The 25,567-nt window shown below is 42.0% G+C and carries 23 protein-coding genes; 12 read left to right on the forward strand and 11 right to left on the reverse strand.

Translation table 11 applies throughout. From position 1 onward, the window contains the following. Positions 1 to 699: a 7-cyano-7-deazaguanine synthase QueC gene (gene queC, locus Xsze_RS00540; RefSeq protein ID WP_038238409.1), complete on the forward strand. Its 699-nt coding sequence runs from the start codon at positions 1 to 3 to the stop codon at positions 697 to 699. Positions 700 to 787: 88 nt separating this feature from the next. Here the strand turns inward: queC and Xsze_RS00545 are convergent, their stop codons facing one another. From Xsze_RS00545 to bolA, 9 genes are all read right to left on the reverse strand, one after another. Then, the gene (locus Xsze_RS00545; protein WP_038238411.1) at positions 788 to 1,183 is read right to left on the reverse strand and encodes an acyl-CoA thioesterase; all 396 of its coding nucleotides are present in this window, start codon (positions 1,181 to 1,183) and stop codon (positions 788 to 790) included. A gap of 145 nt (positions 1,184 to 1,328) precedes the next feature. Next, the gene (locus Xsze_RS00550) at positions 1,329 to 1,688 is read right to left on the reverse strand and encodes a ComEA family DNA-binding protein (RefSeq protein ID WP_038238413.1); all 360 of its coding nucleotides are present in this window, start codon (positions 1,686 to 1,688) and stop codon (positions 1,329 to 1,331) included. A gap of 148 nt (positions 1,689 to 1,836) precedes the next feature. Then, a complete protein-coding gene (ppiD, locus tag Xsze_RS00555; RefSeq protein ID WP_038238415.1) occupies positions 1,837 to 3,720 on the reverse strand; it encodes a peptidylprolyl isomerase in 1,884 nt (627 codons plus the stop codon). 174 nt (positions 3,721 to 3,894) lie between these two features. Next, positions 3,895 to 4,170 carry a nucleoid-associated protein HU-beta gene (gene hupB, locus Xsze_RS00560; RefSeq protein ID WP_167331008.1) on the reverse strand — a complete coding sequence of 92 codons (276 nt, stop codon included), beginning with the start codon at positions 4,168 to 4,170 and terminating at the stop codon, positions 3,895 to 3,897. A 237-nt stretch (positions 4,171 to 4,407) separates the two neighbouring features. After that, on the reverse strand, positions 4,408 to 6,762 hold the full coding sequence (lon, locus tag Xsze_RS00565) for an endopeptidase La (RefSeq protein ID WP_038238420.1): 2,355 nt from the start codon (positions 6,760 to 6,762) through the stop codon (positions 4,408 to 4,410). A 333-nt stretch (positions 6,763 to 7,095) separates the two neighbouring features. After that, positions 7,096 to 8,367 carry an ATP-dependent protease ATP-binding subunit ClpX gene (gene clpX / locus Xsze_RS00570; protein ID WP_038238422.1) on the reverse strand — a complete coding sequence of 424 codons (1,272 nt, stop codon included), beginning with the start codon at positions 8,365 to 8,367 and terminating at the stop codon, positions 7,096 to 7,098. A gap of 142 nt (positions 8,368 to 8,509) precedes the next feature. Beyond that, entirely contained in the window at positions 8,510 to 9,133 is a 624-nt protein-coding gene (gene clpP / locus Xsze_RS00575) for an ATP-dependent Clp endopeptidase proteolytic subunit ClpP (protein WP_038238424.1), read from the reverse strand. A 261-nt stretch (positions 9,134 to 9,394) separates the two neighbouring features. Next, the gene (gene tig / locus Xsze_RS00580; RefSeq protein WP_038238426.1) at positions 9,395 to 10,699 is read right to left on the reverse strand and encodes a trigger factor; all 1,305 of its coding nucleotides are present in this window, start codon (positions 10,697 to 10,699) and stop codon (positions 9,395 to 9,397) included. A gap of 391 nt (positions 10,700 to 11,090) precedes the next feature. Further along, positions 11,091 to 11,405, reverse strand: a complete 315-nt coding sequence (gene bolA / locus Xsze_RS00585) for a transcriptional regulator BolA (protein WP_038238428.1) — start codon at positions 11,403 to 11,405, stop codon at positions 11,091 to 11,093. A gap of 241 nt (positions 11,406 to 11,646) precedes the next feature. On the opposite strand from bolA, the gene Xsze_RS00590 reads away from it, so the two are divergent. The 9 genes from Xsze_RS00590 to Xsze_RS00630 all read left to right on the forward strand — a co-directional run bounded on the left by Xsze_RS00590 (position 11,647) and on the right by Xsze_RS00630 (position 21,446). Further along, positions 11,647 to 12,234 (forward strand): lipoprotein, encoded by a 588-nt coding sequence (locus tag Xsze_RS00590; protein WP_038238430.1) that lies wholly within the window; start codon positions 11,647 to 11,649, stop codon positions 12,232 to 12,234. A 62-nt stretch (positions 12,235 to 12,296) separates the two neighbouring features. After that, positions 12,297 to 13,790 (forward strand): muropeptide MFS transporter AmpG, encoded by a 1,494-nt coding sequence (gene ampG, locus Xsze_RS00595; protein ID WP_038238432.1) that lies wholly within the window; start codon positions 12,297 to 12,299, stop codon positions 13,788 to 13,790. A 237-nt stretch (positions 13,791 to 14,027) separates the two neighbouring features. Next, entirely contained in the window at positions 14,028 to 14,795 is a 768-nt protein-coding gene (locus tag Xsze_RS00600; protein ID WP_038238434.1) for a nucleoside-specific channel-forming Tsx family protein, read from the forward strand. A gap of 350 nt (positions 14,796 to 15,145) precedes the next feature. Further along, positions 15,146 to 16,111, forward strand: coding sequence for a cytochrome o ubiquinol oxidase subunit II (cyoA, locus tag Xsze_RS00605; RefSeq protein ID WP_038238436.1), 966 nt, complete (start codon positions 15,146 to 15,148; stop codon positions 16,109 to 16,111). 4 nt (positions 16,112 to 16,115) lie between these two features. Beyond that, positions 16,116 to 18,104 (forward strand): cytochrome o ubiquinol oxidase subunit I, encoded by a 1,989-nt coding sequence (gene cyoB, locus Xsze_RS00610; protein ID WP_038238439.1) that lies wholly within the window; start codon positions 16,116 to 16,118, stop codon positions 18,102 to 18,104. Continuing rightward, positions 18,104 to 18,715 (forward strand): cytochrome o ubiquinol oxidase subunit III, encoded by a 612-nt coding sequence (locus Xsze_RS00615; protein WP_038238441.1) that lies wholly within the window; start codon positions 18,104 to 18,106, stop codon positions 18,713 to 18,715. Before cyoB ends, Xsze_RS00615 begins: the two co-directional genes overlap by 1 nt. Then, positions 18,715 to 19,047 (forward strand): cytochrome o ubiquinol oxidase subunit IV, encoded by a 333-nt coding sequence (locus tag Xsze_RS00620; RefSeq protein ID WP_038238444.1) that lies wholly within the window; start codon positions 18,715 to 18,717, stop codon positions 19,045 to 19,047. The genes Xsze_RS00615 and Xsze_RS00620 overlap by 1 nt, the downstream gene beginning before the upstream one ends. A gap of 12 nt (positions 19,048 to 19,059) precedes the next feature. Next, positions 19,060 to 19,944: a heme o synthase gene (cyoE, locus tag Xsze_RS00625; RefSeq protein WP_038238447.1), complete on the forward strand. Its 885-nt coding sequence runs from the start codon at positions 19,060 to 19,062 to the stop codon at positions 19,942 to 19,944. Positions 19,945 to 20,078: 134 nt separating this feature from the next. After that, positions 20,079 to 21,446, forward strand: a complete 1,368-nt coding sequence (locus tag Xsze_RS00630) for an MFS transporter (protein ID WP_038238450.1) — start codon at positions 20,079 to 20,081, stop codon at positions 21,444 to 21,446. Positions 21,447 to 21,525: 79 nt separating this feature from the next. Here Xsze_RS00630 and Xsze_RS00635 read toward each other — a convergent pair whose 3' ends face one another. After that, positions 21,526 to 23,022, reverse strand: a complete 1,497-nt coding sequence (locus Xsze_RS00635; protein ID WP_038238453.1) for a glycoside hydrolase family 18 protein — start codon at positions 23,020 to 23,022, stop codon at positions 21,526 to 21,528. 387 nt (positions 23,023 to 23,409) lie between these two features. Then, complete coding sequence (locus Xsze_RS00640; protein ID WP_038238457.1) at positions 23,410 to 23,901, reverse strand: YajQ family cyclic di-GMP-binding protein; 492 nt, start codon at positions 23,899 to 23,901, stop codon at positions 23,410 to 23,412. Positions 23,902 to 24,077: 176 nt separating this feature from the next. Between Xsze_RS00640 and panE the strand changes: the two genes are divergently transcribed. Next, a complete protein-coding gene (gene panE / locus Xsze_RS00645) occupies positions 24,078 to 24,998 on the forward strand; it encodes a 2-dehydropantoate 2-reductase (protein WP_038238664.1) in 921 nt (306 codons plus the stop codon). Next, positions 24,958 to 25,554 (forward strand): protein deglycase YajL, encoded by a 597-nt coding sequence (gene yajL, locus Xsze_RS00650; protein ID WP_038238460.1) that lies wholly within the window; start codon positions 24,958 to 24,960, stop codon positions 25,552 to 25,554. The genes panE and yajL overlap by 41 nt, the downstream gene beginning before the upstream one ends. Positions 25,555 to 25,567 lie beyond the last annotated feature (13 nt).

Raw genomic sequence — 25,567 nt, forward strand, 5'->3', positions numbered from 1 at the left:
ATGAAACGAGCTGTTGTTGTTTTCAGTGGTGGGCAAGACTCCACCACCTGTTTAATTCAAGCGCTCCGTCAATATGACGAAGTTCACTGTGTTACTTTTGACTATGGTCAGCGTCATCATGCTGAAATTGACATTGCTTGCCGTATCAGTAAAGAATTAGGTGCCGCTGCCCACAAAGTACTTGATGTCACTTTATTGAATGAGCTTGCCATCAGCAGCCTGACAAGAGATAACATTCCCATTCCAGACTTTACTGCAAGTGAAAAAAGTGGCCTCCCAAATACTTTTGTACCTGGCCGTAATATTTTATTTTTAACTCTTGCAGCAATTTATGCCTATCAGGTTGAAGCTGAAGCCGTGATTACTGGCGTTTGTGAAACTGATTTTTCAGGTTACCCGGATTGCCGAGACGAATTTGTTAAAGCACTCAACAAAGCCGTTAATCTGGGCGTCGCCCGTGATATCCGTTTCGAAACGCCTCTAATGTGGTTAGATAAAGCAGAAACTTGGGCTCTTGCTGATTATTATCAAAAGCTGGATTATATCCGCAATCAAACTCTCACTTGCTACAATGGCATTCAAGGTGATGGCTGTGGCGAATGTGCAGCTTGCCATCTCCGAGCTAAAGGATTAAGCCATTATTTAAACAACAAACAAACCACTATGGCTGATATGAAAGCTAAAACCCAGCTTAATTAATTTTAGTGGTCGACCTATTTTGCCAAACTATCGCTAATCTGTGAGAGGTTCTATGAACCTCTCATGTGGCGGTATCAATTAGAACAACTTACTTATACGCTTCCATTCTCTCTTTTAACTCACCTTCCAAAACAAGGGCTTTTTGCGTTTTCAAATCAACGCAAGCGAATGTCGTTACCGCATCAGCAATAATTTTATTATCACTTCTACGTGTAATTTCCTGAAAGAAAGTCCCGCTTTTGTTACGAATTTCCTTTAAGGAAGATTTCACTTCCAATTCATCTGCCAATACCGCAGGATGACGATAATTGATATTGATATTTACAACAACAAAACCAATTGCCTTACTATTTAACCACTCCAACGTATCATCTGCCGTGAGTAAGTCCCAGCGAGCTGCTTCCAGAAACTCCAGGTAACGGGCATTATTCACATGCTGAAAAAGATCAATATGATAGCCCCTAATTTTGATGATTGTACTCATTTTTATTTTCCGTTATCTCATCCGACCAGACAGAAAATAACAATAGCAAAACAATTTTATTACAATAGTATTAAATGAACTATTCTTGATCGGTATCACAACCCTCTTGATAAAAAGATTTTATTTTCACAAGAGGGCTTGGCGTTTAGTGAGTTAATTTATCCCTGTTTTTTTCTATGAAAATAGGCCCGATACCCTGAACCTCTTGTAATTGTTCGACGGCCGTGAAAGGACCGTATTTTTCACGATATTCAACAATAGCCTGTGCTTTTTTTATTCCGACTCCATTAAGTTCTTTCACTAACTCTTCAGTACTTGCAGTATTAATATTGATAATGCCTTTCCCTTCTTTTACGGCATTGCTTTCAGTACTGCTTTTCTGTTGGGTCACTGGTTGCTTTACTGTCTTATCAGCTAATTCGTTCGCTGTGTTTGCATAAGACAATGACATATTGATACATAAAACCATAATGAGTGAATTGAATAATATCCTTAAATACTTCATGTAAACCTCTCCGTGTTTTGTTGGTGAAGAAGAGATTGCCATAACAATATTTTTGGACAACCGGCAAAAATCAAATATGCGAAAGGCCACGAAAGTGGCCTTTTACAATTACTATTTTACAAAAACAATTGCGGGTGGCTTCGCAATTTTATTCAATTTGACCGTACTTAATATCAGCACTTTCACGTAAATTATTCAGCAACGCATCAAACATAGTGCCACCAATTTGGTTTTGGTAAATTGGCATATATTGTTTAATTTGCTCATCTGTAATAGAGCCTGGAGTGACTTTATCCAGTTGAATGAGAACAGCGTTACCGGACTCATCTTTTGCTAAGCCGTATTCAACTTGCCCTTCCTTAGGATGAGGCAGATTAAATGCCGCGCCAATAACCTGATCAGTTTGTTCTGTACGCTTTATCACTGTCGGTTGAGCAAACTGAACCCCAGCGGCTTTCAATGCCTGCTCACCTTTGCCCTCTTTTAACTCAGCCAACAGTTTTTCGCTTTCAAGCTGAAGCTGCTTTTCTGCTTTCTGATGTTTGAGCAATTCTGCAATCTCATTTTTAACTTGCTCAAATGGCTTAACCTTTTCAGGTTCAACAGCATCCACATGTACGATAAAGGCTTTGTGATCCTTAACAGAAAGGATGTCAGAATTAATTCCTGTAGGCCCCTTATCATCAATCAAGTTGCCAAAGAAAATAGCCTGAATAACCTCATTGAAGTTAATATCCGCAGGAACATGGCCGCGATCAAACCAATCCGTGGTTATGGCTTTGTAACCCGCCGCTTTTTCTACCTCAGCCAAAGATTCATTATCATCAGCAGCAGCACTACTCACTTTTCGGGTTAATGCATAAAATGCATCAATTGCTTTTTCCTGCTTAACGATTTTTTCTATTTCTGACCGGACTTCTGCCAATGGCTTGATCACCTGAGGTTTAATATCATCCAGATGAAAAATCCCATACCCATTAACTAATTTAACAACACCAGAAAGTTGTCCTTTCTGCGTCAAATTAGCGGATTTAAGTTCCCCGGGCTGAGAATTCTCCTCCATCCACCCAAGATCTCCTCCCTTTGAAGCAGAATATTTATCTGTCGACTTTTCTGATGCCAGTTGACTGAAATCAGCCCCTTTCTTTAATTCATCCAACACAGCTTTAGCTTCGGACTCTGAGGACAATTGAATAAAACTGTATTTTTTACTTCCAATTTCAACCGTATATTTAGAAAGGTTATTTTTATAATACTTTTCAATATCGCTATCTGATACGGTAACATTTTTCAGTTCATCCTCAGCATCCATCTTCAGGTAGCTGACTTTAACCTTTTCTGGTGCAATAAAGCGTTTACTATTCGCATCATAGTAGTCTTTCAATTCTGCATCAGTGACTTTTTGCAGGGCTTCTATCGACTTCAATTTAAGTGCCGCATAACGAACTGTTCTTTCTTGAGAAAGAAGCGCGACTTTCTGTTTGATTTCTGTCGGCAAAGCAATTTCTGAACCTAACAATATTTGATTTAATTGTTGGTTAATTAAATTCTGGCGGATCTGTTCAGCAAAACTATCTGCACTGATATTCATACTGGCAAGATCACTCAAATAACCCTGATATTTACTGTTGTCAAACTTACCGTCAGTCTGGAAATTCTGGTCGTTACGTATAATTTGAGCAATTTGCTCATCACTGGCAGATAATCCCAACTGGTGCGCATATTGTTCAGCCAAGGTGGCAATAATAAGGCTTTCCAATGCGTCATGCCGGATCTGCCGCATATTTTGCTCATTACTTAACAAAGTTGAGAATTGATCCCCCAATCTCTTCCGCAGTGCGTTCTGTTCTTGTTGAAACGCCTGTTCCAGTTGAGAGCGACTAATGGTTTGACCATTCACTTTGGCAGCATAACTGCCATTATTGCTTGACAGGTAGCCTGTTACACCTGTCAGCAAAAAGGTCAGGATAATTAGAGCCAACACAATTTTAAGCACAGGACCGTTTGCCGCCGTGCGTAGGTTGTCCATCATAAAGGCGTAAAACTCCGCTTTAGTGAAAAAGAAACTGTCATATTACGCTAATTCAACCGTTAAGAAAAAAAAAGCGCATCAATGCTTGATGCGCTTATATTCTAACCTATCAATCCAGACTAGTCAGTTGAAGTTTCCTGTCATCGCTAAACTGAAAGGCAAAATTTTTATTCATTAACTATTCACTGCGTCTTTTAGCCCCTTTCCAGCCCGGAAAGCAGGTACTTTTGCCGCTGCGATTTTGATTTCTTTGCCTGTCTGGGGGTTACGCCCTGTACGTGCAGCACGCTCACGTACAGTAAAAGTACCAAAACCCACCAAAGCAACATCATCACCGTTTTTCAATGCACCAGATACAGAAGAAATGAATGCATCTACTACACGCCCAGCAGCTGCCTTGGAAAGGTTAGCATTAGCAGCAATTTCGTCGATTAGTTGTGACTTATTCACTCTTATCATCCCCATTTAGTTTTACTCGTAACAAAAACTGATTTTAACGGATAACACGACCGTTATACCGTCATATCAATCCTTTCCAGTATTAGCAAGAAATCATGGAACAGCAAAATATTTAATCAGATAATTAGATTAAGCTAACTTAATGTCACAAAAAAGGTTGGCAAGTCTGAATTTACTTACCAACCTAAACTTTAGACACAGTTTTTGATTCAGCTCACTATTTTTGTACTACCTGAGTGAGATTGCTTCTGCCCCAAATGCCGGATCCTGCAAAGCAATAGACAAAACATCTTCTATGCGTTTAACAGGATGGATCTCTAAATCTTGGATGATATTTTGAGGGATTTCTTCCAAATCACGTTTATTTTCATCTGGAATAATGACTGTTTTAATTCCACCGCGATGTGCCGCCAGCAGTTTTTCTTTCAAGCCACCAATTGGCAGGACCAAACCACGCAAGGTTATTTCGCCTGTCATAGCAACATCTGCACGAACCGGATTTCCGGTCAGGCAGGAAACTAATGCTGTGCACATTGCAATGCCTGCGCTCGGGCCATCTTTTGGTGTCGCCCCTTCAGGCACGTGAACGTGAATATCCCGCTTTTCATGAAAATCAGAGTTGATTGCCAATTTACCTGCACGAGCGCGTACAACAGTTAGTGCCGCTTGGATCGATTCCTGCATCACTTCGCCCAATGAACCGGTATAAGTCAATTTGCCCTTACCTGGTACACTGGCTGTTTCAATGGTGAGTAGATCACCACCCACTTCTGTCCACGCAAGGCCCGTCACCTGACCAACACGGTTTTCGGTATCAGCGCGACCATAATCCACACGCTGCACACCAAGATAATCTTTCAGATTGTCAGCATTAATTTCGATGTGCTTAATCGTTTTATCCATCAACAACGCTTTGACGGCTTTGCGGCACAATTTAGAGATTTCACGCTCTAGACTACGAACACCCGCTTCTCGGGTGTAATAACGGATAATGCCGATAATTGCGCCGTCATCTATGGTCAATTCGCCTTTTTTCAGGGCATTACGTTCGATCTGTTTTGGCAACAGGTGGCGTTTGGCGATATTCAGTTTTTCATCTTCGGTATAGCCCGACAGACGAATAACCTCCATACGATCCAGCAAAGGCGCGGGAATATTCATGGAGTTAGATGTTGCCACAAACATAACATCAGACAGATCGTAATCTACTTCGAGGTAGTGATCGTTGAATGCTACGTTTTGTTCAGGATCAAGTACTTCCAGTAAAGCAGAAGCAGGATCACCACGCATGTCAGATGACATTTTATCAATTTCATCCAACAGGAACAGCGGGTTCTTAACCCCAATTTTGGACATTTTCTGGATCAATTTGCCCGGCATTGAACCGATATAAGTACGGCGATGTCCACGAATCTCAGCTTCATCGCGTACGCCGCCCAACGCCATGCGTACATATTTTCGGCCAGTTGCACGTGCAATCGAACGGCCCAATGAGGTTTTACCCACACCCGGCGGCCCTACCAGACAAAGTATCGGCCCCTTGATTTTGCTGACACGGCTTTGTACTGCAAGATATTCCAGAATACGATCCTTGACACGCTCCAATCCATAATGGTCTATATCCAGTATTTCCTGAGCCTTGACCAAATCTTTTTTTACCTTGCTACGCGCGACCCAAGGAACTTGTACCATCCAGTCAATATAGCTACGAACGACTGTCGCTTCAGCTGACATCGGAGACATCATTTTTAATTTCTGCAATTCAGCTTCTGCTTTTTCGCGTGCCTCTTTAGGCATTTTTGCGTCTTCAATTTTGCGTTTCAGCGTTTCATATTCATCAGGCGCATCATCCATCTCACCCAATTCTTTTTGAATCGCTTTCATTTGCTCATTCAGGTAGTACTCACGCTGGCTTTTTTCCATCTGTTTTTTAACGCGATTGCGAATACGCTTTTCTACCTGTAGCAAATCAATTTCTGATTCCATCATTGCAATCAGATATTCAATGCGTTCAACAACATCAGACATTTCTAACACTGTCTGTTTATCGTTGATTTTTAAAGGCATGTGCGCGGCAATGGTATCTGCCAGTTTTGCTACGTCGTCGATGCTGTGCAACGACGTCAATACCTCCGGAGGGATCTTTTTGTTCAGTTTGACATAACCCTCAAACTGATTGATGGCGGTTCTTACCAGAACTTCTTGCTCACGCTCATCAATATCAGGGGATTCAAGGCATTCAACCTGCGCATAAAAATACTCACCGTTATCTGTCAAGGTAGTAATGCGAGCACGCTGCATACCTTCAACTAAAACTTTTACTGTGCCATCCGGCAATTTTAACATCTGTAAAACAGAAGCTACTGTACCTACGGAGAAAAGATCATTGACTCCCGGTTCATCAGTGGATGCTTCTTTTTGCGCTACCAACATGACTTTTTTGTCATGGTCCATTGCTGCTTCCAGGCAATGAATCGACTTCTCACGCCCAACAAACAGAGGGATCACCATATGTGGGTAAACCACTACATCGCGCAAAGGCAATACAGGGATTTCTATGCGTTCAGAACGCTCAGGATTCATAGAGCTCTCTCTTCGTTTATACCCTTCAACTTTCAAATCGCAGCTTTGTTGACTGAGCTCATTCCTTCCAATGGCATAGTTAGTTATGCTTTTAGGGATTCACTCACTTGTTACTTTGATGCAGCTTGAAATCTATTGGGTACAGCTTTCGCCAGTTTTTAGGAATCTCGTGAAACACGTTTTTTCACGAGTTTCACTTCACAGAATATAAAATATATGGGGACAGGAATCAGACATTCAATAGCCTATAACGGCAAAAAACAAAATGAGGGAGAATCCCTCATTTATTTTCTCGACGCATATTGATAGTCGGTATTTCCTACCCTACTTTCTTCACTCACCAGAAACTTGAGCATCCGGTTTGCTATATATCAATAATGGTGCGGATTTCTCTTCAACAACCGTTTCATCAACGACAACTTTCTCTACGTGTTCCATTGATGGCAGGTCATACATCGTATCCAGCAAGACACCTTCAACAATCGAACGAAGACCACGAGCACCCGTTTTACGCGCCATTGCTTTTTTAGCGATAGCTGTCAAAGCTTCTTTTCTGAACTCCAGCTCAACACCTTCAAGATTAAACAAGGCCTGATACTGTTTGGTCAGTGCATTCTTTGGTTCTTGCAAAATCTGAATTAATGCTTCTTCACTCAGCTCAGTTAATGTTGCTACAACAGGCAGACGACCAATGAATTCAGGTATGAGACCAAATTTGATCAAATCTTCTGGTTCAACTTGAGCCAGTAATTCACCTTCTGTTGCCTTCTCCGATTCACCCTTAACCGTAGCACTAAAGCCAATGCCTGAAGTGACATTCAAACGCTGACTGACAACTTTGTCCAGACCAGCAAATGCACCACCACAGATAAACAGAATCTTAGACGTATCGACTTGCAAAAATTCCTGCTGTGGATGTTTACGGCCCCCTTGGGGAGGAACGGCTGCAATGGTGCCTTCAATCAGTTTAAGCAGAGCCTGTTGAACACCTTCACCCGAAACATCACGAGTAATTGACGGATTGTCAGATTTGCGAGAAATCTTATCTATTTCATCAATATACACAATACCACGTTGTGCTTTTTGCACATCGTAATCACATTTCTGCAACAGTTTCTGGATAATATTTTCTACGTCTTCCCCAACATAACCGGCTTCAGTCAATGTTGTGGCGTCAGCCATAGTAAATGGTACGTCTAAATAACGAGCCAGTGTTTCAGCAAGCAGAGTTTTACCGCTACCTGTCGGGCCAATTAGCAAAATATTGCTTTTGCCCAATTCCACACCGTTGTTGGTATCACCATTACGTAATCTTTTATAATGGTTATAAACTGCTACCGCCAACACTTTTTTCGCCGTTTCCTGACCAATGACATAATCATCCAGATGTTGACGAATTTCATGAGGAGTAGGCAATGTACTGCGCTCACGATGTGGTAGCAGCTCTTTAATTTCTTCGCGAATGATGTCATTACATAAATCGACACATTCATCGCAGATATACACTGACGGGCCAGCTATTAATTTCCGCACTTCATGTTGGCTTTTCCCGCAGAAAGAGCAATACAGCAGCTTTCCTGAACCGTCTTTGCGCTTATCTGTCATCAGTCAACCTCACTTTATGAGCTGTTATCCCAGCATATCTGGCATAACAGGAAAACGCTGTTATTACTCCGCCCAATCAGACATCAACACAATAAATGCCCTAAACAGGGTTTTATCGGAGTAATAAAGTAATTGTCAATAATTAGTTGCGCTGGGTGAATATGCTATCAACCAGCCCATATTCTACGGCTTCCGCAGCTGATAAGAAGCGGTCACGCTCGGTATCCTCAATAATCTTATCAAGTGGTTGCCCAGTATGTTTTGCCATCAACTCGTTCATACGAGCTTTAACCTTGAGTATTTCCTGAGCATGGATTTGAATATCCGTTGCCTGCCCCTGGAAACCTCCTAACGGCTGATGAATCATGACCCTGGAGTTTGGCAGGCAGAAACGCTTGCCTTCTGCCCCAGCGGCCAGCAGGAATGAGCCCATTGAACAGGCTTGTCCCATACAAATAGTACTCACATCCGGTTTGATAAACTGCATTGTGTCATAAATAGACATCCCAGCCGTAATAACCCCACCCGGAGAGTTGATATATAAATGAATATCTTTTTCTGGGTTTTCTGCTTCCAAGAATAACATTTGGGCGACAATCAAGTTCGCCATATGATCTTCAACTTGGCCCGTCAGAAAAATAATACGATCTTTTAATAAGCGGGAGTAAATATCAAATGCACGTTCTCCACGCGCTGTTTGTTCAACCACCATCGGCACCAAAGACATGTTAGGTGCATATTGATCTTGCTTGCCACTGTATGACATTTCCGTCTCCTAATAGAACTCACGCTGGTGCCATTCATAACTGATTCTACTTGAGATAAGCGATGATGACCATGATCCAAAGTTAACTAACAAGGGGCTTTTCCCCCTTTAAAAAGTAGTAAGCTCTTACATAATAGTAAGAAAGGATATGAGGTTAAATCTGTTTTTTTCAAGAACAACAAAAAACCCGCAAGCATAGCCTGCGGGTTCACTTCTATTGAGAGTGAGATTTCATCATCTCAAACAATCAATAAATGAAACTTATGCCATTTGATTTTGGTTCATAAGATCATTGAAGCCAGTCTCTTTTTCAGAAACTTTTGCTTTGCTCAGAACAAGTTCAACAGCCTGCTCTTCCAGAGCAATGTTGCGAATGTTGTTCATCATCTCTTTGTTTTTGCTATAGTATTCAACAACTTCTTTTGGATCTTCGTAAGCTGAAGCCATTTCTTCAATCAGCGCATTAACGCGATCTTCGTCAACTTTCAGCTCATTGCTGCTGATAACTTCACCTAACAGCAAGCCAACGATAACACGACGCTTAGCCTGCTCTTCGAACAGTTCACGTGGCAGTTCCAGAGCTTGTTTCTCATTGCCGCCAAAACGCTGAGCTGCCTGACGGCGAAGTACATCGATTTCACCATCAACAACTGCCGCAGGAACATCAACTTCGTTAGCTTTAACCAGACCATCAAGAACCTGAGTTTTGATACGGTTACGAACTGCATTTTTCAGCTCACGTTCCATGTTCTTACGAACTTCGGCACGCAGACCTTCAACAGTACCATCAGCAATGCCGAAACGCTGGATGAACTCTTCAGTCAGTTCTGGCAGTTCACGCTGTTCAACTTTCTTCAGGTTGATAGCAAACTTCGCCGCTTTACCTTTCAGGTTTTCTGCATGGTAATCTTCTGGGAAAGTCACATCAATCGTGAATTCTTCGCCGGCTTTTTGACCAACAACACCCTCTTCAAAACCAGGGATCATGCGGCCCTGGCCCATTGCCAGAACGAAATCAGTTGATTTGCCGCCTTCGAACTCTTCACCATCAATAGAACCAGTGAAGTCAACAGTTACGCGATCTTCCGCTGTTGCTGCTTCATCAGTTTCTTTCCAGTTTGCCTGCTGTTTACGCAGTGTATCCAGCATCGTGTCAACGTCTGAATCTTTCACGTCAACAACAGGTTTTTCAACTTCGATTTCTTCCAGACCTTTCAGTTCAATTTCCGGATAAACTTCGAACTCAACTGCGTAAGTGAAGTCTTCACCTTCTTTAAACTGTTCTGGCTTATAGCTTGGTGCGCCTGCCGGATTGATTTTCTGCTCAATGATCGCATTGATGAAATTGCGTTGCATCAAATCACCCAGAACATCCTGAAGAACAGAAGCGCCGTAACGCTGCTGAACGATCTTCATTGGCACTTTGCCTTTACGGAAGCCGTCAATACGAACTTTCTTTGCTACATTAACCAATTCACTGCTAACTGCTTTTTCGATATCGGCAGCAGGAACGGTGATTGACACACGACGCCCAAGGCCTTGAGTGGTTTCAACAGAAACTTGCATCTTGTTACCTCAAAAAAATCATAGTGCTCGGTCAACTTCAGAATGACCACAATACTTAAAATAAGCTGATTGCAGTACTCTTTAAGAACCGGGGCGGTCGCATTTAAAAACCGAGAATCCCTGTGATCAGAAGCGTCCCGAAACCATTCTAAAAATTTAGACGCAGCATTATAGCGACGTAGACAGTATGAGTCGAGAATTGCAGACAAAAGCATGCGGAATTCGTCAACTTATGTGATAAATGTTACTCGATGACGACTTCACAGCGCTGCTGATACCCGGTGAACCGACAAAAATACGGCCTAAAAGCTGACATCCAACTATTAGATCTCAATACATAAAATAGCCCCGGACAGCCCTCTTAGTAAATCAGTCTGAAACCATCATAAAATTACGTTGTATGACTCCCGTTGCGGCATGCCGGTGAAGCTAAAACACTATCTTTCAGCCCTACCCATTCCTTTTCTGTATAAGTATGGAGAGCCAAAGCATGCACCCCTTCTTCCAACTCCTTAGCCAAAACACCATACACTGAGCGGTGGCGACTAATCATTTTTTGTTCAACGAAGTCATTACTTATTATGATCACTTTAAAATGGCTTTCAGAACCCGCAGGCACATTGTGACGATAACTTTCATCGATCACTTCCAGATGAGAAGGCTTAAATGCCGCCTGTAACTTTATTTCTATTTCCTGACGAACCATCTCATTCTCCTTAACCACCAAAGGTTGTTTATTGACCGCATGATATATTCTGTATTTATTTTTCGTAAGTTATAACACTAGGAGAATCAAACCCCTTTAACAGAATTTGCTTTAAGTATTTTTCCCTATATTTCAATCAGTAGGGATATGACACCACCAATGGCGATGTTATGATTACAACCGCTAATAATACCGGTATCAGTATATCGGGTACCCCTAATCTTGAATTGAGAAACTTAACATGCTAAAAAAAATATTCATTCCATTGATGACGTTTTTCTTTCTAACAGTCTTATCCGGTTGTGCAGATTCAGGCAATACATTGGCAATTCAGCCCAAAATGACTTTGCCACCCGTCGATCCGACAATGAAAGCAATCACCATCAACATTAGTGGGGTTGACCACCGCCAATCTCAAGCTTTGGCTCAGGTTAATCGTGATGCACGTTTAGTCACCTTAGTTCCTTCCCGCGATTTACGTTTTTTACTGCAAGAAGTACTGGAAAAGCAAATGGTAGCCCGGGGCTATATGATTGGTTCTCCTTCCGATGCCAATTTGCAAATCATTGTGAACCAGCTTCATGCTAATGTGAAAGAAGGAAGCTTGCGTCATGATATTTTTGCAAAAGCAGAAATATCAATTGTTGTTTATATGAAAGATGGTAGCAAACAAACCAAAAACTATCGTACAAGCTACAATGTCCAAGGACCGCTGAGTGCAACAAATGCAAAAATAGCTGATGCAGTAAATACTGTCTTATCCGATATCATCGCAGATATGGCTCAGGATGCATCAATCAATACCTTTATCAAGCAAAACGTCCGCTAACCGGATAGTAAATAAACTTTCTGCCTGATGATGACAACATGCAGAAAGTTTTTGGGAGGCCCATGACCAATTTTCGTTTTTTTAATTTATCTTCACTGCACAGTTATTATGTTCTTCTATTACTTGGCTTTTCTTCTGGTCTGCCTCTGGCACTGACGGCGGGAACGTTACAGGCATGGATGAATACTGAAAACATTGATATCAAAACTATCGGGTTTTTCACACTGGTTGGTCAGGCTTATGTTTTTAAGTTTTTTTGGGCCCCTACCATGGACAGTTATGCGCCCCCATATTTAGGGCGTCGCCGGGGTTGGATCCTCATTACCCAGCTTCTGCTTATTGTGAGTATCCTTGCAATGAGTTTCCTTCAACCTTCTCAGCATTTGTGGTGGCTTGCAGCGCTCGCTGTTGCCGTTACCTTTTTTTCAGCCTCCCAGGACATTATTTTTGACGCCTATAAAACGGATTTGCTGAGGCAGGAAGAAAGAGGAACTGGCGCTGCGGTTTCCGTTACGGGCTATCGTTTGGCCATGCTTGTTTCTGGCGGTTTGGCCTTATGGATGGCGGATCACATTGGCTGGCAAAAAGTATACTGGATTATGGCTGGGTTCATGTTGCTTTGTGTTCATGCCACTCTCATTGCCAAAGAACCCAAGATTGCCAGTGCTCCACCAAAAACACTGCGTCAGGCTGTCATTGAACCTTTTTCTGATTTTTTCAGTCGTAACAATGCCTGGCTTATTCTGCTGTTAATTATATTTTATAAACTATCAGATGCCTTTGCGCTTTCTCTGAGTACAACTTTTCTGCTTAACGGCGTTGGCTTCAGTCTCTCTGAAGTCGGTATGATCAATAAAACATTGGGACTGGCAGCGACCATTGTAGGGGCTTTATACGGTGGCTATCTGATGAGTCAATGGAGCCTGTTCCGTGCATTAATGTTATTTGGCATCCTGCAAACCGTTTCAAATTTTGGATATTGGTTACTTTCCGTCACCCCTAAAGATATTTACCTGATGGGGGGGATTATTTTTCTGGAGAATATCTGTGGTGGCATGGGAACGGCAGCGTTTGTTGCCCTACTGATGGCCCTGTGTAATAAATCTTTTTCGGCCACTCAATTTGCCCTCCTTACTGCGCTGTCATCAGTTGGCCGGGTTTATGTCGGCCCGGCTGCCGGATGGATTGCCGAAAAATATGGCTGGCCAGAGTTATATCTGATCAGCATAGCGGCAGGTATACCAGGCCTTTTACTTCTACTTATTTGTCGCAATACTCTCGAAGACATGCAAAAAAAAGGGACTTTTACCCCCAAAACACGCTTTAAATCTCATTACACATTAGTCTCACGCATGTTATTGATTGCCATTATCACCTTCATAATTTACTTAATGAGTCGCCTGATACTCATCCCATTAAGTCATTTCATGCCAGTTGAGTATCTTCAGGAAGCTATATTCCCCATTTTTTTATTGAGTATAGCCATTGCTATCCTTGGCTTTCTTCTGGGAGCCTTACTTGATTATTTAGCTTTGCATGAATTAAAACGAAATTAATCGGCGTCCGAAACAATAAACATTCACGGAGGACTGGAAAAGTTCAGTCTTCTAGTGTGTTTTTTAGTGATAAATATCACAAGAAAAATAAAAAAACAGGATTATGTGACTTGAAAAACATCTTTTCCAATGTGTGATTATTTATATTCACACTAACAACTATTATTATTCGAACACATTTTATTTCAAACTATACGAAATATCGTTAATCACCTTAAAGCCATATAAAGGGAATTTATGAAAAGACATATTTTTACACTCACAGCAGCTGCTACTGCTTTAGTTTCTGCTTCCGCTTGTGCGGAATATCAGTGGGGCTTTGCTAATGTCAGCATGAACTACCTTGACTGGAACAAACACACCACCCACAAAACCGGACAAACGTCCCATAAAGATGATTTTGCCTATCTGGAGTTAGAAGGTGGTGCAGGGTTCAGTTGGGGGGAACTATATGGTTTCGCTGATTTAGAAAATCCATTTAACAGTAAAACAGCACAACCTGGTGATAACCAACGTTACACCTTCAAAACAACAGGACGTTTCTATCTGGGTGAGACAGGTTTCAACCTTTATGGTCATGTTTACGGAACCTATTCACTGCCAGGTAAAGCTAATGGTGGCAACTTCCATGAAGTCAACACACTCTATGGATTGGGCTATAACACCAGTATTGCTGATGTGTGGTTCAAACCTTTCGTTGCCCTTCATTATGTTGACCAAACTTTCTACTCCGGAAATAACGGTTATGTCGTAGGTTGGGTCGCTGGATATGACTTTAGCCTTTGGGAACAAAAATTCAGCGTAACAAACTGGAATGAAATCGAATTGAACCGAAATAAACGTTATGGCAACGGCGGGCGTGACGGCGTCAACGGTGCAATTGCGTTATGGTGGAATATACATCCTTCCTTTACCACAGGAATTCAATACCGCTACGCAAATAATAAATTGGGAGAAGATTTCCTACAGGATGGTATTGTTTATAGTATAAAATATAACTTCTAATAACTAATTTGGTTAATGGGTGGCCTCTGGCCGCCCATTAATACTGATAAAGAATAACTCTCCCTGTTAAAAAACAGCTTATCACAGCAATATTTTCCTTGATTTTAATCAAGATTTAGCATTTAAAAATAAACAGTTATATTAAAAAAATTGCGTTTTTTGTTTTTTCTATACAAATAATGGCATGAGATTAATGTTTTGTTAAATTTCATATCACATGTGATCCCTCTAGCATAAAAGGCCCACAAGCTATCCGCTTCCATTACAATTGTTTACACTCCGGTAACCATACCGTAGAATGCCCGCACTGATGAAACGACAATAAAGCTTTTGTTATCTGGGGTCGCTCAATGAGACTTATGAAATACAAAAAAACTATTGGGTTATCGTCACTACTCGCAGCCACTTTAATGCTAAGTGGTTGCGATATGGTATTGATGAATCCCAAAGGGGCGATCGGCGCTGAGCAAAAAACGCTGATACTAACTGCGTTTGGCTTGATGCTGATCGTTGTTATTCCGGCTATCGTAATGGCAATTATTTTTGCTGTTCGTTACCGAGAAGCCAATAAATCTGCAACTTACCGTCCGAACTGGGCACACTCAAATAAAATTGAGCTTGTGGTCTGGACTGTGCCTATCCTGATTATCATCGTCCTGGCGAGCATTACATGGAAAACGACCCATGAACTCGATCCATATAAGCCATTGGACAGTGATGTAAAACCGGTCACGATAGAAGTGATTTCCCTTGATTGGAAATGGCTGTTTATCTATCCGGAACAGGGTATTGCAACCGTCAATGAAGTCGTATTCCCTAAAGATGTGCCAATTAACTTCAAGATCACTTCAGACTCTGTGATGAACTCATTCTTCATCCCACAGTTAGGTGGTCAGATTTATGCAATGCCAGGTATGCAAACCAAACTGCACTTAATTGCTAATTCTGCGGGCAAATACGATGGCTTCTCAGCAAGTTACAGTGGTCATGGCTTCTCAGGCATGAAATTCACGGCAACCGCAACTGAAAATCGCGCAGATTTTGAAAATTGGGTGAAGAAAGTACAAGCATCTGAGAAATCCCTGGATACCACAGAAAAATTCAATGCGTTGGCTAAACCTAGCGAAAACAATCCTGTTGAGCACTTCAAAACAGTGAAACCAAATCTGTTCCAAGAAGATATCGCCAAATTCATGGGTGAAATGGGCCATGGTGGTATGTTTGGTGTACCAAGCCATAGTAAAACAGAACATGGTGAAGCTACGGGTCATAATATGCATATGAGTCAGCCGGCTCATGCAGGTGTTGAGGAATAAAGGCATGTGGGGAAAATTAACACTGGATGCAATCCCATTGCATGAACCCATTATTGTGGTGACATTGCTTGGGATTCTGCTTGGGGGGCTGGCCGTTGTTGGCACCTTAACCTATTTCCGTAAATGGAAATGGCTCTGGAGTGAATGGTTAACCAGCGTTGACCATAAAAAAATTGGTGTCATGTACATCGTCGTTGCTATGGTCATGATGCTTCGTGGCTTTGCTGATGCCATCATGATGCGTGGACAGCAAGCTATTGCTTCCGCAGGTATCGATGATGCAGGCTTCCTGCCTCCGCACCATTATGATCAGATCTTTACCGCTCACGGCGTTATCATGATTTTCTTCATGGCGATGCCTTTTGTTGTCGGTCTGATGAACATCGTTGTTCCGCTGCAAATCGGTGCGCGCGACGTTGCCTTCCCATTCTTGAACTCTTTAAGCTTCTGGCTGTTTGTTGTCGGTGTCGCACTGATCAACATTTCTCTGGGAATTGGTGAATTCGCACAAACAGGTTGGTTGGCGTATCCGCCTCTGTCCGGTCTGGAGTACAATCCGGGGGTAGGGGTCGATTACTGGATATGGAGTCTACAGCTTTCCGGTGTCGGAACATTGCTGACAGGTGTTAACTTCTTCGTGACCATCCTGCGCATGCGTGCGCCAGGCATGTCCATGATGAAACTGCCTGTCTTTACATGGGCTTCATTGTGCACCAACGTACTTATCATCGCTGCATTCCCAATCTTAACAGTGACTATTGCACTGTTAACTCTGGACCGTTATCTGGGCACCCATTTCTTTACCAACGATATGGGCGGCAACATGATGATGTACATCAACCTGATTTGGGCTTGGGGTCACCCTGAAGTTTATATTCTGGTCCTGCCTGTCTTTGGTATCTTCTCTGAAGTTACTGCAACATTCTCGAAAAAACGCCTGTTTGGTTATACCTCACTGGTGTGGGCGACAATCGTTATCACTATCCTGTCGTTCATCGTATGGTTGCACCACTTCTTTACCATGGGTTCCGGCGCGAACGTCAACGCTTTCTTTGGTATCGCCACGATGATTATCTCTATCCCAACCGGGGTTAAGATCTTCAACTGGTTGTTCACCATGTATCGTGGTCGCATCGAATTCAAAACCCCAATGCTGTGGACGGTTGGCTTCCTGGTCACTTTCTCCATTGGTGGTATGACAGGTGTTCTGCTGGCAGTACCGGGTGCAAACTTCGTTCTGCACAACAGTTTGTTCCTGATTGCTCACTTCCATAACGTCATCATCGGCGGTGTGGTATTCGGTTGCTTCGCAGGTACAACTTACTGGTTCCCGAAAGCGTTTGGTTTCACCCTGAACGAAAAATGGGGTGTTCGTGCATTTTGGTTCTGGATCACGGGTTTCTTCGTTGCCTTTATGCCGCTATACGCGCTTGGCTTCATGGGTATGACCCGTCGCCTGAGCCAAAATATCAACCCAGAATTCCACCCATTGCTGGTTGTTGCAGCAGGTGGTGTCGTCTTGATTGCTTTAGGCATTCTGTGCCAGGTTATCCAGTTCTACGTCAGTATCCGTGACCGTGAACAAAACCGTGACTTGACAGGTGATCCATGGGGTGCTCGTACTCTGGAATGGTCAACTTCATCTCCGCCTCCATTCTATAACTTTGCTGAAGTTCCACACATTCAGACTCGTGATGCGTGGTGGGATATGAAAGAAAAAGGTATCGAATATAAGCGCCCTGCTAAATATGAAGAGATTCATATGCCTAGAAATACCGCAGCTGGCGTGGTCATCAGTGCATTCTGTCTGATATTAGGCTTTGCTTTGATCTGGCATATCTGGTGGATGGCTATTGGCAGCTTTGCTGGTATCGTTATCAGCTGCATCGTGAAAAGCTTCGATGAAAATGTTGATTACTACGTCCCAGTAGCTGAAGTCGAGAAAGTTGAAAATCAGCGTTACGAAGAACTGAGAAAGGCAGGTGTGAAATAATGTCGACTCAAACCCTTAATAATACAGCCGCCCATGATGATCATGGGCATCACGATGCAGGAGCCAACAAAGTATTTGGTTTCTGGATCTACCTGATGAGTGACTTGGTTCTGTTTGCAAGTCTGTTCGCTACCTATGCAGTGCTGGTTAACGGCACTGCTGGCGGCCCAACAGGTAAAGAGATTTTTGAACTGCCTTTTGTTTTGGTCGAAACCTTCTTACTGTTGTTCAGTAGTATTACCTATGGTTTCGCCATGCTGTGCATGAATAAAGGTAAAGCTGCTCAGGTCAACCTGTGGCTGTTCATTACCTTCTTGCTTGGCCTGGGCTTCGTTTCAATGGAAGTCTATGAATTCCATAAACTGATTTCTGAAGGTTTTGGTCCGGATCGTAGTGCATTCCTGTCTTCTTTCTTTGCACTGGTTGCGACGCACGGCTTACACGTCACCTTCGGCCTGATTTGGATTATCGTTCTGATGGTTCAGGTTGCACGCCGTGGTTTAACCGAGGTGAACCGTACTCGTCTTAACTGCCTGAGCTTGTTCTGGCACTTCTTAGACGTTGTATGGATCTGTGTATTTACTGTCGTTTATCTGATGGGAGCGATGTGATGAGTCATCCAAATACTTCTCATACTGGCGCCAGCCACGGTAGTTTCAAAACCTACATGATTGGTTTTGTACTGTCAGTTATACTGACCGTGATCCCATTCTGGATGGTAATGGAAAACACCGCTTCGCACAGCACCATCCTGTTAACAGTAATCGCAATGGCTGTTGTTCAGATCTTTGTTCATTTCATCTGCTTCCTGCATATGAATACTTCGTCTGAAGAGCGTTGGAATCTCGTTGCTTTATTATTCACATTACTCGTCATCGCTATCGTAGTTGTTGGCTCCCTGTGGATTATGTACAACCTGAACATCAATATGATGGTTGATTAAGGGTTGAGTTGCATGATTAAGCAATACCTGCAAGTGACCAAACCAGGAATTATTTTCGGAAATCTAATTTCTGTGATTGGTGGTTTTCTACTCGCTTCCAAGGGAGTAATAGATTACCCCTTATTCTTTGCAACGATGGTCGGGGTATCGCTGGTGGTAGCATCAGGTTGTGTATTCAACAACTATATCGACCGCGATATCGACTGTATCATGGAAAGAACGAAAGAAAGGGTCCTTGTGAAAGGGCTTATCGATCCGAAAATCAGCCTGATTTACGCCTCAGTGTTAGGTATTGCTGGCATGGTGCTGCTCTATGTAGCAGCCAATGCCTTAGCAATGTGGTTAGCGTTTATCGGATTTATCATTTATGTCGGGGTTTATAGCCTCTACATGAAAAGGAAATCTGTTTATGGCACGCTGGTTGGTAGCTTGTCAGGTGCAGCTCCTCCCGTTATTGGCTACTGCGCAGTAACAGGGCATTTTGATGCAGGTGCGCTGATCTTATTGCTGATCTTCAGCTTGTGGCAAATGCCTCACTCTTACGCCATTGCTATTTTTCGGTTCAAAGATTATCAGGCCGCCAATATTCCAGTATTGCCGGTGATTAAAGGTATTTCCGTCGCGAAAAACCACATCACTTTGTACATTCTGGCCTTTATGGTTGCTACCCTGATGCTGACTATCAGTGGCTATGCCGGTTATAAATACCTCGTCGTAGCAGCAGTAGTCAGTCTCTGGTGGCTGGGTATGGCATTATCAGGTTATAAAACCTCTGATGATCGTATTTGGGCCCGTAAGTTATTTATGTTTTCTATCATCGCTATTATGTCATTGAGCGTGATGATGTCTGTAGATTCATCAGCATCACCAGAAAGCCTTCTGACTTACGTCTGGTAATATCCTATGGCAGGCCTCGGCCTGTCATATTTTCCTTTCTCTTATCTCTATTCAATGACAACTGACGGTGACAGACACATTTGTCGTTTGCCTCCATCCGAGTGGAATGTCATATCAGATTTTTTGAGGTATCCATGAACGATAATAAAATGACCCCGCTTGAACTTCGAGCGACATGGGGCTTAGGCTCTGTTTTCTCTCTGCGCATGTTAGGCATGTTCATGGTCCTGCCCGTTCTGACGACCTATGGCTTGGAATTGCATGATGCAACCGAAGCACTAATAGGGATCGCCATTGGTATCTACGGTTTAACACAAGCAATATTCCAAATTCCATTTGGGCTACTTTCAGATAAAATTGGTCGAAAACCTTTAATTATCGGCGGGCTGCTTATTTTCGCATTAGGCAGTATCATTGCCGCCTTAAGTGATTCCATATGGGGGATCATCATCGGGCGTGCCTTGCAAGGTGCGGGAGCAATATCAGCGGCAATCATGGCTCTGCTTTCTGACCTGACCCGAGAACAGAATCGTACAAAAGCCATGGCATTTATTGGCATCAGCTTTGGCATTACATTTGCTTTTGCTATTGTTGTTGGCCCTATTATTACTCACAAAATTGGTTTAAATGGTCTATTTAGCGCAATTGCCATCTTCGCAGGCTGTGGAATTTTAATCACATTATTTGCTGTACCAAATACCCATAAACATGTGCTGAACCGTGAATCAGGGATCGTCCGAGGCAGCTTCAAGCATGTCCTCTCTAATCCCCAATTATTGAAACTCAACTTCGGGATTCTTAGCCTGCATACTTTATTGATGTCGAGTTTTGTTGCCCTCCCCCTCATCATGGAGAAAGTCGGTTTTCCTCCAGAAAAACACTGGAAAGTGTATTTAATTACCACACTTATCTCGTTTGTTGCTGTTTTACCTTTTATTATTTATGCAGAAACTAAACGCCGCATGAAACAGGTGTTTTTACTTTGCATTGCTATGCTATTTGCTGCTGAGACTGTCTTATGGTCACAAGAGTCACATCTTTGGGGCATTTTTATCGGCATTCAAATCTTCTTCCTTGCATTTAATATACTGGAAGCTATTTTACCTTCACTTATCAGTAAGGAAGCCCCTGCTGGCTATAAAGGTACCGCCATGGGCATCTATTCGACCAGCCAATTCCTTGGAGTTGCTTTAGGCGGTTTTCTTGGTGGGATGCTCTATGAATTACAGGGGGCAGCGTTGGTCTTCATGGGAGGCATCGTACTGACAGCATTTTGGTTTATTCTCAGCCTGACATTACGGCAGCCCCCATATGTCAGCAGCATCAGAATTACTTTACCTAATCAATTGAGTGATCCTGATCTATTGAAAAAAGATATCTTGGCACAACCCGGTATAAAAGAAGTTTCCATCGCACCAGAAGAATTCAGCGCGTACATCAAGGTCGACACTAAATTAACCAATCGGGAACAATTAGAGAAAATTATACTATCGCATCAGTAACTGCTCTGCTGTAAGGCTTCCCAGAAAGTACGGTAATAGGCCATCTTACCAATACCGTACTTTCTGGCATTAAAGCGTATTATTTATTTGTTTTTCCTTTGTAATAAAAAGGTTCCATATCGATCTTCCTAATCAATAATGGGCATTCCAGGCCTTCACGAGCGGCATTCAGCAATAACCCATTGTCTTGGTCCGCTGTCCAGGTAAAAATTCCACCCAGATTTTTTTCCAACACATATTTTGTTTTCGCTTTTACTGTACGTGGTGTATCGATTGATAAAAATAGTTTGTTATACGGATTATACAGATAATCTGCATCTGCTGTTTCATCAGTATAAAGCGTAAAATAATTTCTATCTGTTTGAGACTCTAAATCAAGATAATTATATATTGTGTCATACCATTCCGTTGTACCTGACTCAAATGTTCCGGTTGTCGTATTTATTCCCGAAGAATAGCTGCCTGATAAGGGAGAATAACTCGTTATATCCGCTTGTTTTGCATTACGAGAATATCCTGCATAACCAATATTAATCGCCTGAGATGGAACACCTACACTCAATAGATACTCAACGGCTTTCTCCACACTATTTTCACTATCAGGATAACGGCGAAGATTGGTATGATGCATCAATTTATTTGCCCATGGAGTTCCAAAAAAATCGTACGTCATGACGTTAATGCCGTATAGCCCTGCATTTAATAATTCAGGTATTTTCGATTTCGCCATAATGTCAGGAACTGCCGAGCAAGCGATACTTATTTTAATATCAGATCGCCCTGCTTTCTTGAATTCTGCGGATAAATCCCGGATCAAACTAATATAATAGTTGCCATCTTCATCATCATATGGATTACTATTTCCGGGTGCTCCGGGATATTCCCAATCGATATCGACTTCAGTAAACATCGGGAAACGCTTAAAAATATCCAACAGGCTGGAAATAAATCTGGATTTTAATTGGTTATCTCTGACCATTTTGTAAAATCCATTACTCATGGTCCACCCACCAACACTGAATGATATCGCCAGATCATGACCCATTGCTTTTGCGGCACTCTGTACTTTCGCCAATCCCCCCAATACACCCATGGACTTCTCTTGATTGAAGTCTCTGGGCATTTTAATATCTTTCCAGACTGGGAAAGTACAGTTAACGTAAGATTGACAATCTCCCCATTCATCAGTAAATGTCACTTCACCTTTACTGTGCCGGCCGAATTTTGGAGCAGCCAGAGAAATAACATGGCCTTTATCACCTTTGTCACCGAGTATTCCACAAAAGCCGATAATCAACTTATCATAGGCAAAAGGATTGTCTAACAAATGCTGTAGATCAATTCCCCTCCCACGGGCCTGAGGAAGTTGATGACCTTGCAACCGTCCGTCATATTGAGACCAATCGGTATAATAACCTATTACTTTAGGTTTATTTTTAACGTTATATTTATTATAGACGGGCAGAGCAACCCTTCCTGAGGTATAACTGAACTTTGTTGTTTCAGTTGCCGGATTAAAACGATCTAAACAATATGATTCACATGTCAGTTTGTCTGGTTTTGTTATCTTTGACATATACTTTCCTTTTTAAAATTAAAATTAGAATTACATGTCTGACCTTACAACTTCAAAAAACAATTTAACTGACATCGTTTTCATTTAATACATCATCATTTATAATTAGTATGTTATGAAACACATACCATAAGAAAAACAAAATAAAAAACTGCAATTAAAATATAATAACTTTATATATTTAGTCATTACATTTAATTCAAAGCACATGAAAAATCAAATAAAAAACACCATTTCATACAATACAGATACACTAATTAATCTGAATAAGATTAATGAATAAGAAACAAATTAAAGAGAGGGGAGTTTCCCCTCTCCTACTGAATAAATCTATAGCTTCTGATTTTTCAGTCCTGATTTGAAAAGCAGTATTAAAAACTACTGTCATTAATCGCGGAAATTAGTGAACTGGAAAGGCTGGCCTAATTCTGCCCCACGAACCAATGAGATAACACTTTGCAAATCATCACGCGCTTTACCTGTTACCCGAACTTGCTCACCCTGGATCTGAGCCTGCACTTTCAGCTTGCTGTCTTTAATGAGCTTCACAATTTTTTTAGCTAATGGCGTATCAATACCTTGCAGCAGCGTCGCTTCTACACTGTATGTTTTACCACTATGAACCATATTTTCAGGAATATTAAGCACTGAGCCATCAATTCCACGCTTAGAGAATTTTTCACGAAGAATATCAACTAATTGATTGACCTGAAAATCAGATTCACTCGCTATTTTGACGGACTCATTCTTTTCGTTTAATTCAAAACTTGCGCTGACATTACGAAAATCCCAACGGTTGGTTAATTCTCTCTGTGCGTTTTCGACCGCATTACGTACTTCCTGCATATCAACTTCTGAAACAATATCAAATGATGGCATTACCTGTCACCTCCAGCTAATCAACAAATCGGCATGATAACCGCTTTCCATTATTGGCAAAAGATCTATACTCAGGAGCCTGAGTGAACTGTGAAAATTTATCCGGTTTTGTGACCATTCTGCGTTATAAAGACAAACCGAGGTTTACTCATGAAAGTGTCCTTCAAGGAGGAGATATGAAAATAACCGTTCTTGGCTGCGGCGCTATCGGTAAATTGTGGCTTGCTGCATTATTCCAGCAAGGGCATAGAATTCAGGGATGGCTTAGAGTTCCGCAACCATCTATCTCTGTCCAGATAGAAAATCTTAATGGCAAGGAAACATTATTTCATCAACCAATTCTGGCTAATGATGAAAAACATCTCGCTGAAAGCGAGTTACTCCTTGTGTGCTTAAAAGCATGGCAAACTTCAGATGCCATTAATGAACTTACCCCTAAAATGTCACCTCGTTGCCCCATTTTGTTGATACAGAATGGGATGGGAGCACGAGACGAATTTCTACCATTGCCTAATCCTCTCTTACTGGGTGTTACCACGCAAGGTGCCTATCAACAAAATGACCTTGTGTATCACAAAGCACAGGGCATCACTCATATTGGCTCACTGACACCGAATGCAGATAACCTCAGCGGATTAGCTGATATTTTGCACAATGCCTTGCCTGATGTTGCATGGCATAATGAAATATATCCTGTCAGCTGGATGAAGCTGGCTGTCAATTGCGTCATTAACCCACTCACCGCCATATATGATTGTAAAAATGGTGAATTAAAAAACCACTATCAGCAAATTCAGCAATTGTGTCATGAAATACATGATGTTATGAAACATGAAGGTATCCATACAACCAAACAGGCTCTCATTAATTACGTCATGAATGTGATTGAACAATCATCTGAAAACTATTCATCTATGCTGCAAGATATACAGGCACAAAGACACACAGAAATTGACTACATTACCGGTTTTTTAATACGCAAAGCTCGTATCCATGGACTGACAATTTCAGAAAATACGATTGTTTATCAAAAAATTAAACGTAAGGAGGAAGAATATGAGTGCTTCAGCCCTCATTTTTCTGGCCCACGGCAGTGAAGAAACAGAAGCGGTAACTACCATTGATTTGCTTGTCAGAGCCGGAATTAATGTGACCATTGCCAGTACCGAAGCCGATGGAAACCTCACCTTGATTTGCTCACGTGGCGTTAAAATCGTTGCTGATGTTCCTTTGGTGAATGTCGTTGACGAAGAATTCGATGCTATTATCCTACCCGGTGGCATAAAAGGTGCAGAATGTTTTCGTGACAGCCTATTAGTAGTAGAAAAAATCCGTATCGCACAAAGCCAAGGGAAAATCATCGCAGCCATCTGCGCATCTCCCGCAGTTGTACTGGAGCATCACCAACTTTTCCCTGTCGGAAATATGACTGGCTACCCGAGTATGCGGGATAAAATTGCCCCCGAGAAATGGATCGATAAACGCGTCTACTTCGATGAAAGGGTTAATTTATTGACGAGTCAGGGGCCTGCCACAGCTTTTGATTTTGCCCTGAAGCTGATTGAACTGCTGGAGGGGAAAGAAAAAGCGGCAGAAGTTGCAGCTCAACTTGTTTTACCTCCCGGTGTGAATAATTACCAAAATCTTCAGTAATCGCCTCATCAAA

The sequence above is a fragment of the Xenorhabdus szentirmaii DSM 16338 genome, from assembly GCF_002632585.1.
GTDB lineage: Bacteria > Pseudomonadota > Gammaproteobacteria > Enterobacterales > Enterobacteriaceae > Xenorhabdus > Xenorhabdus szentirmaii.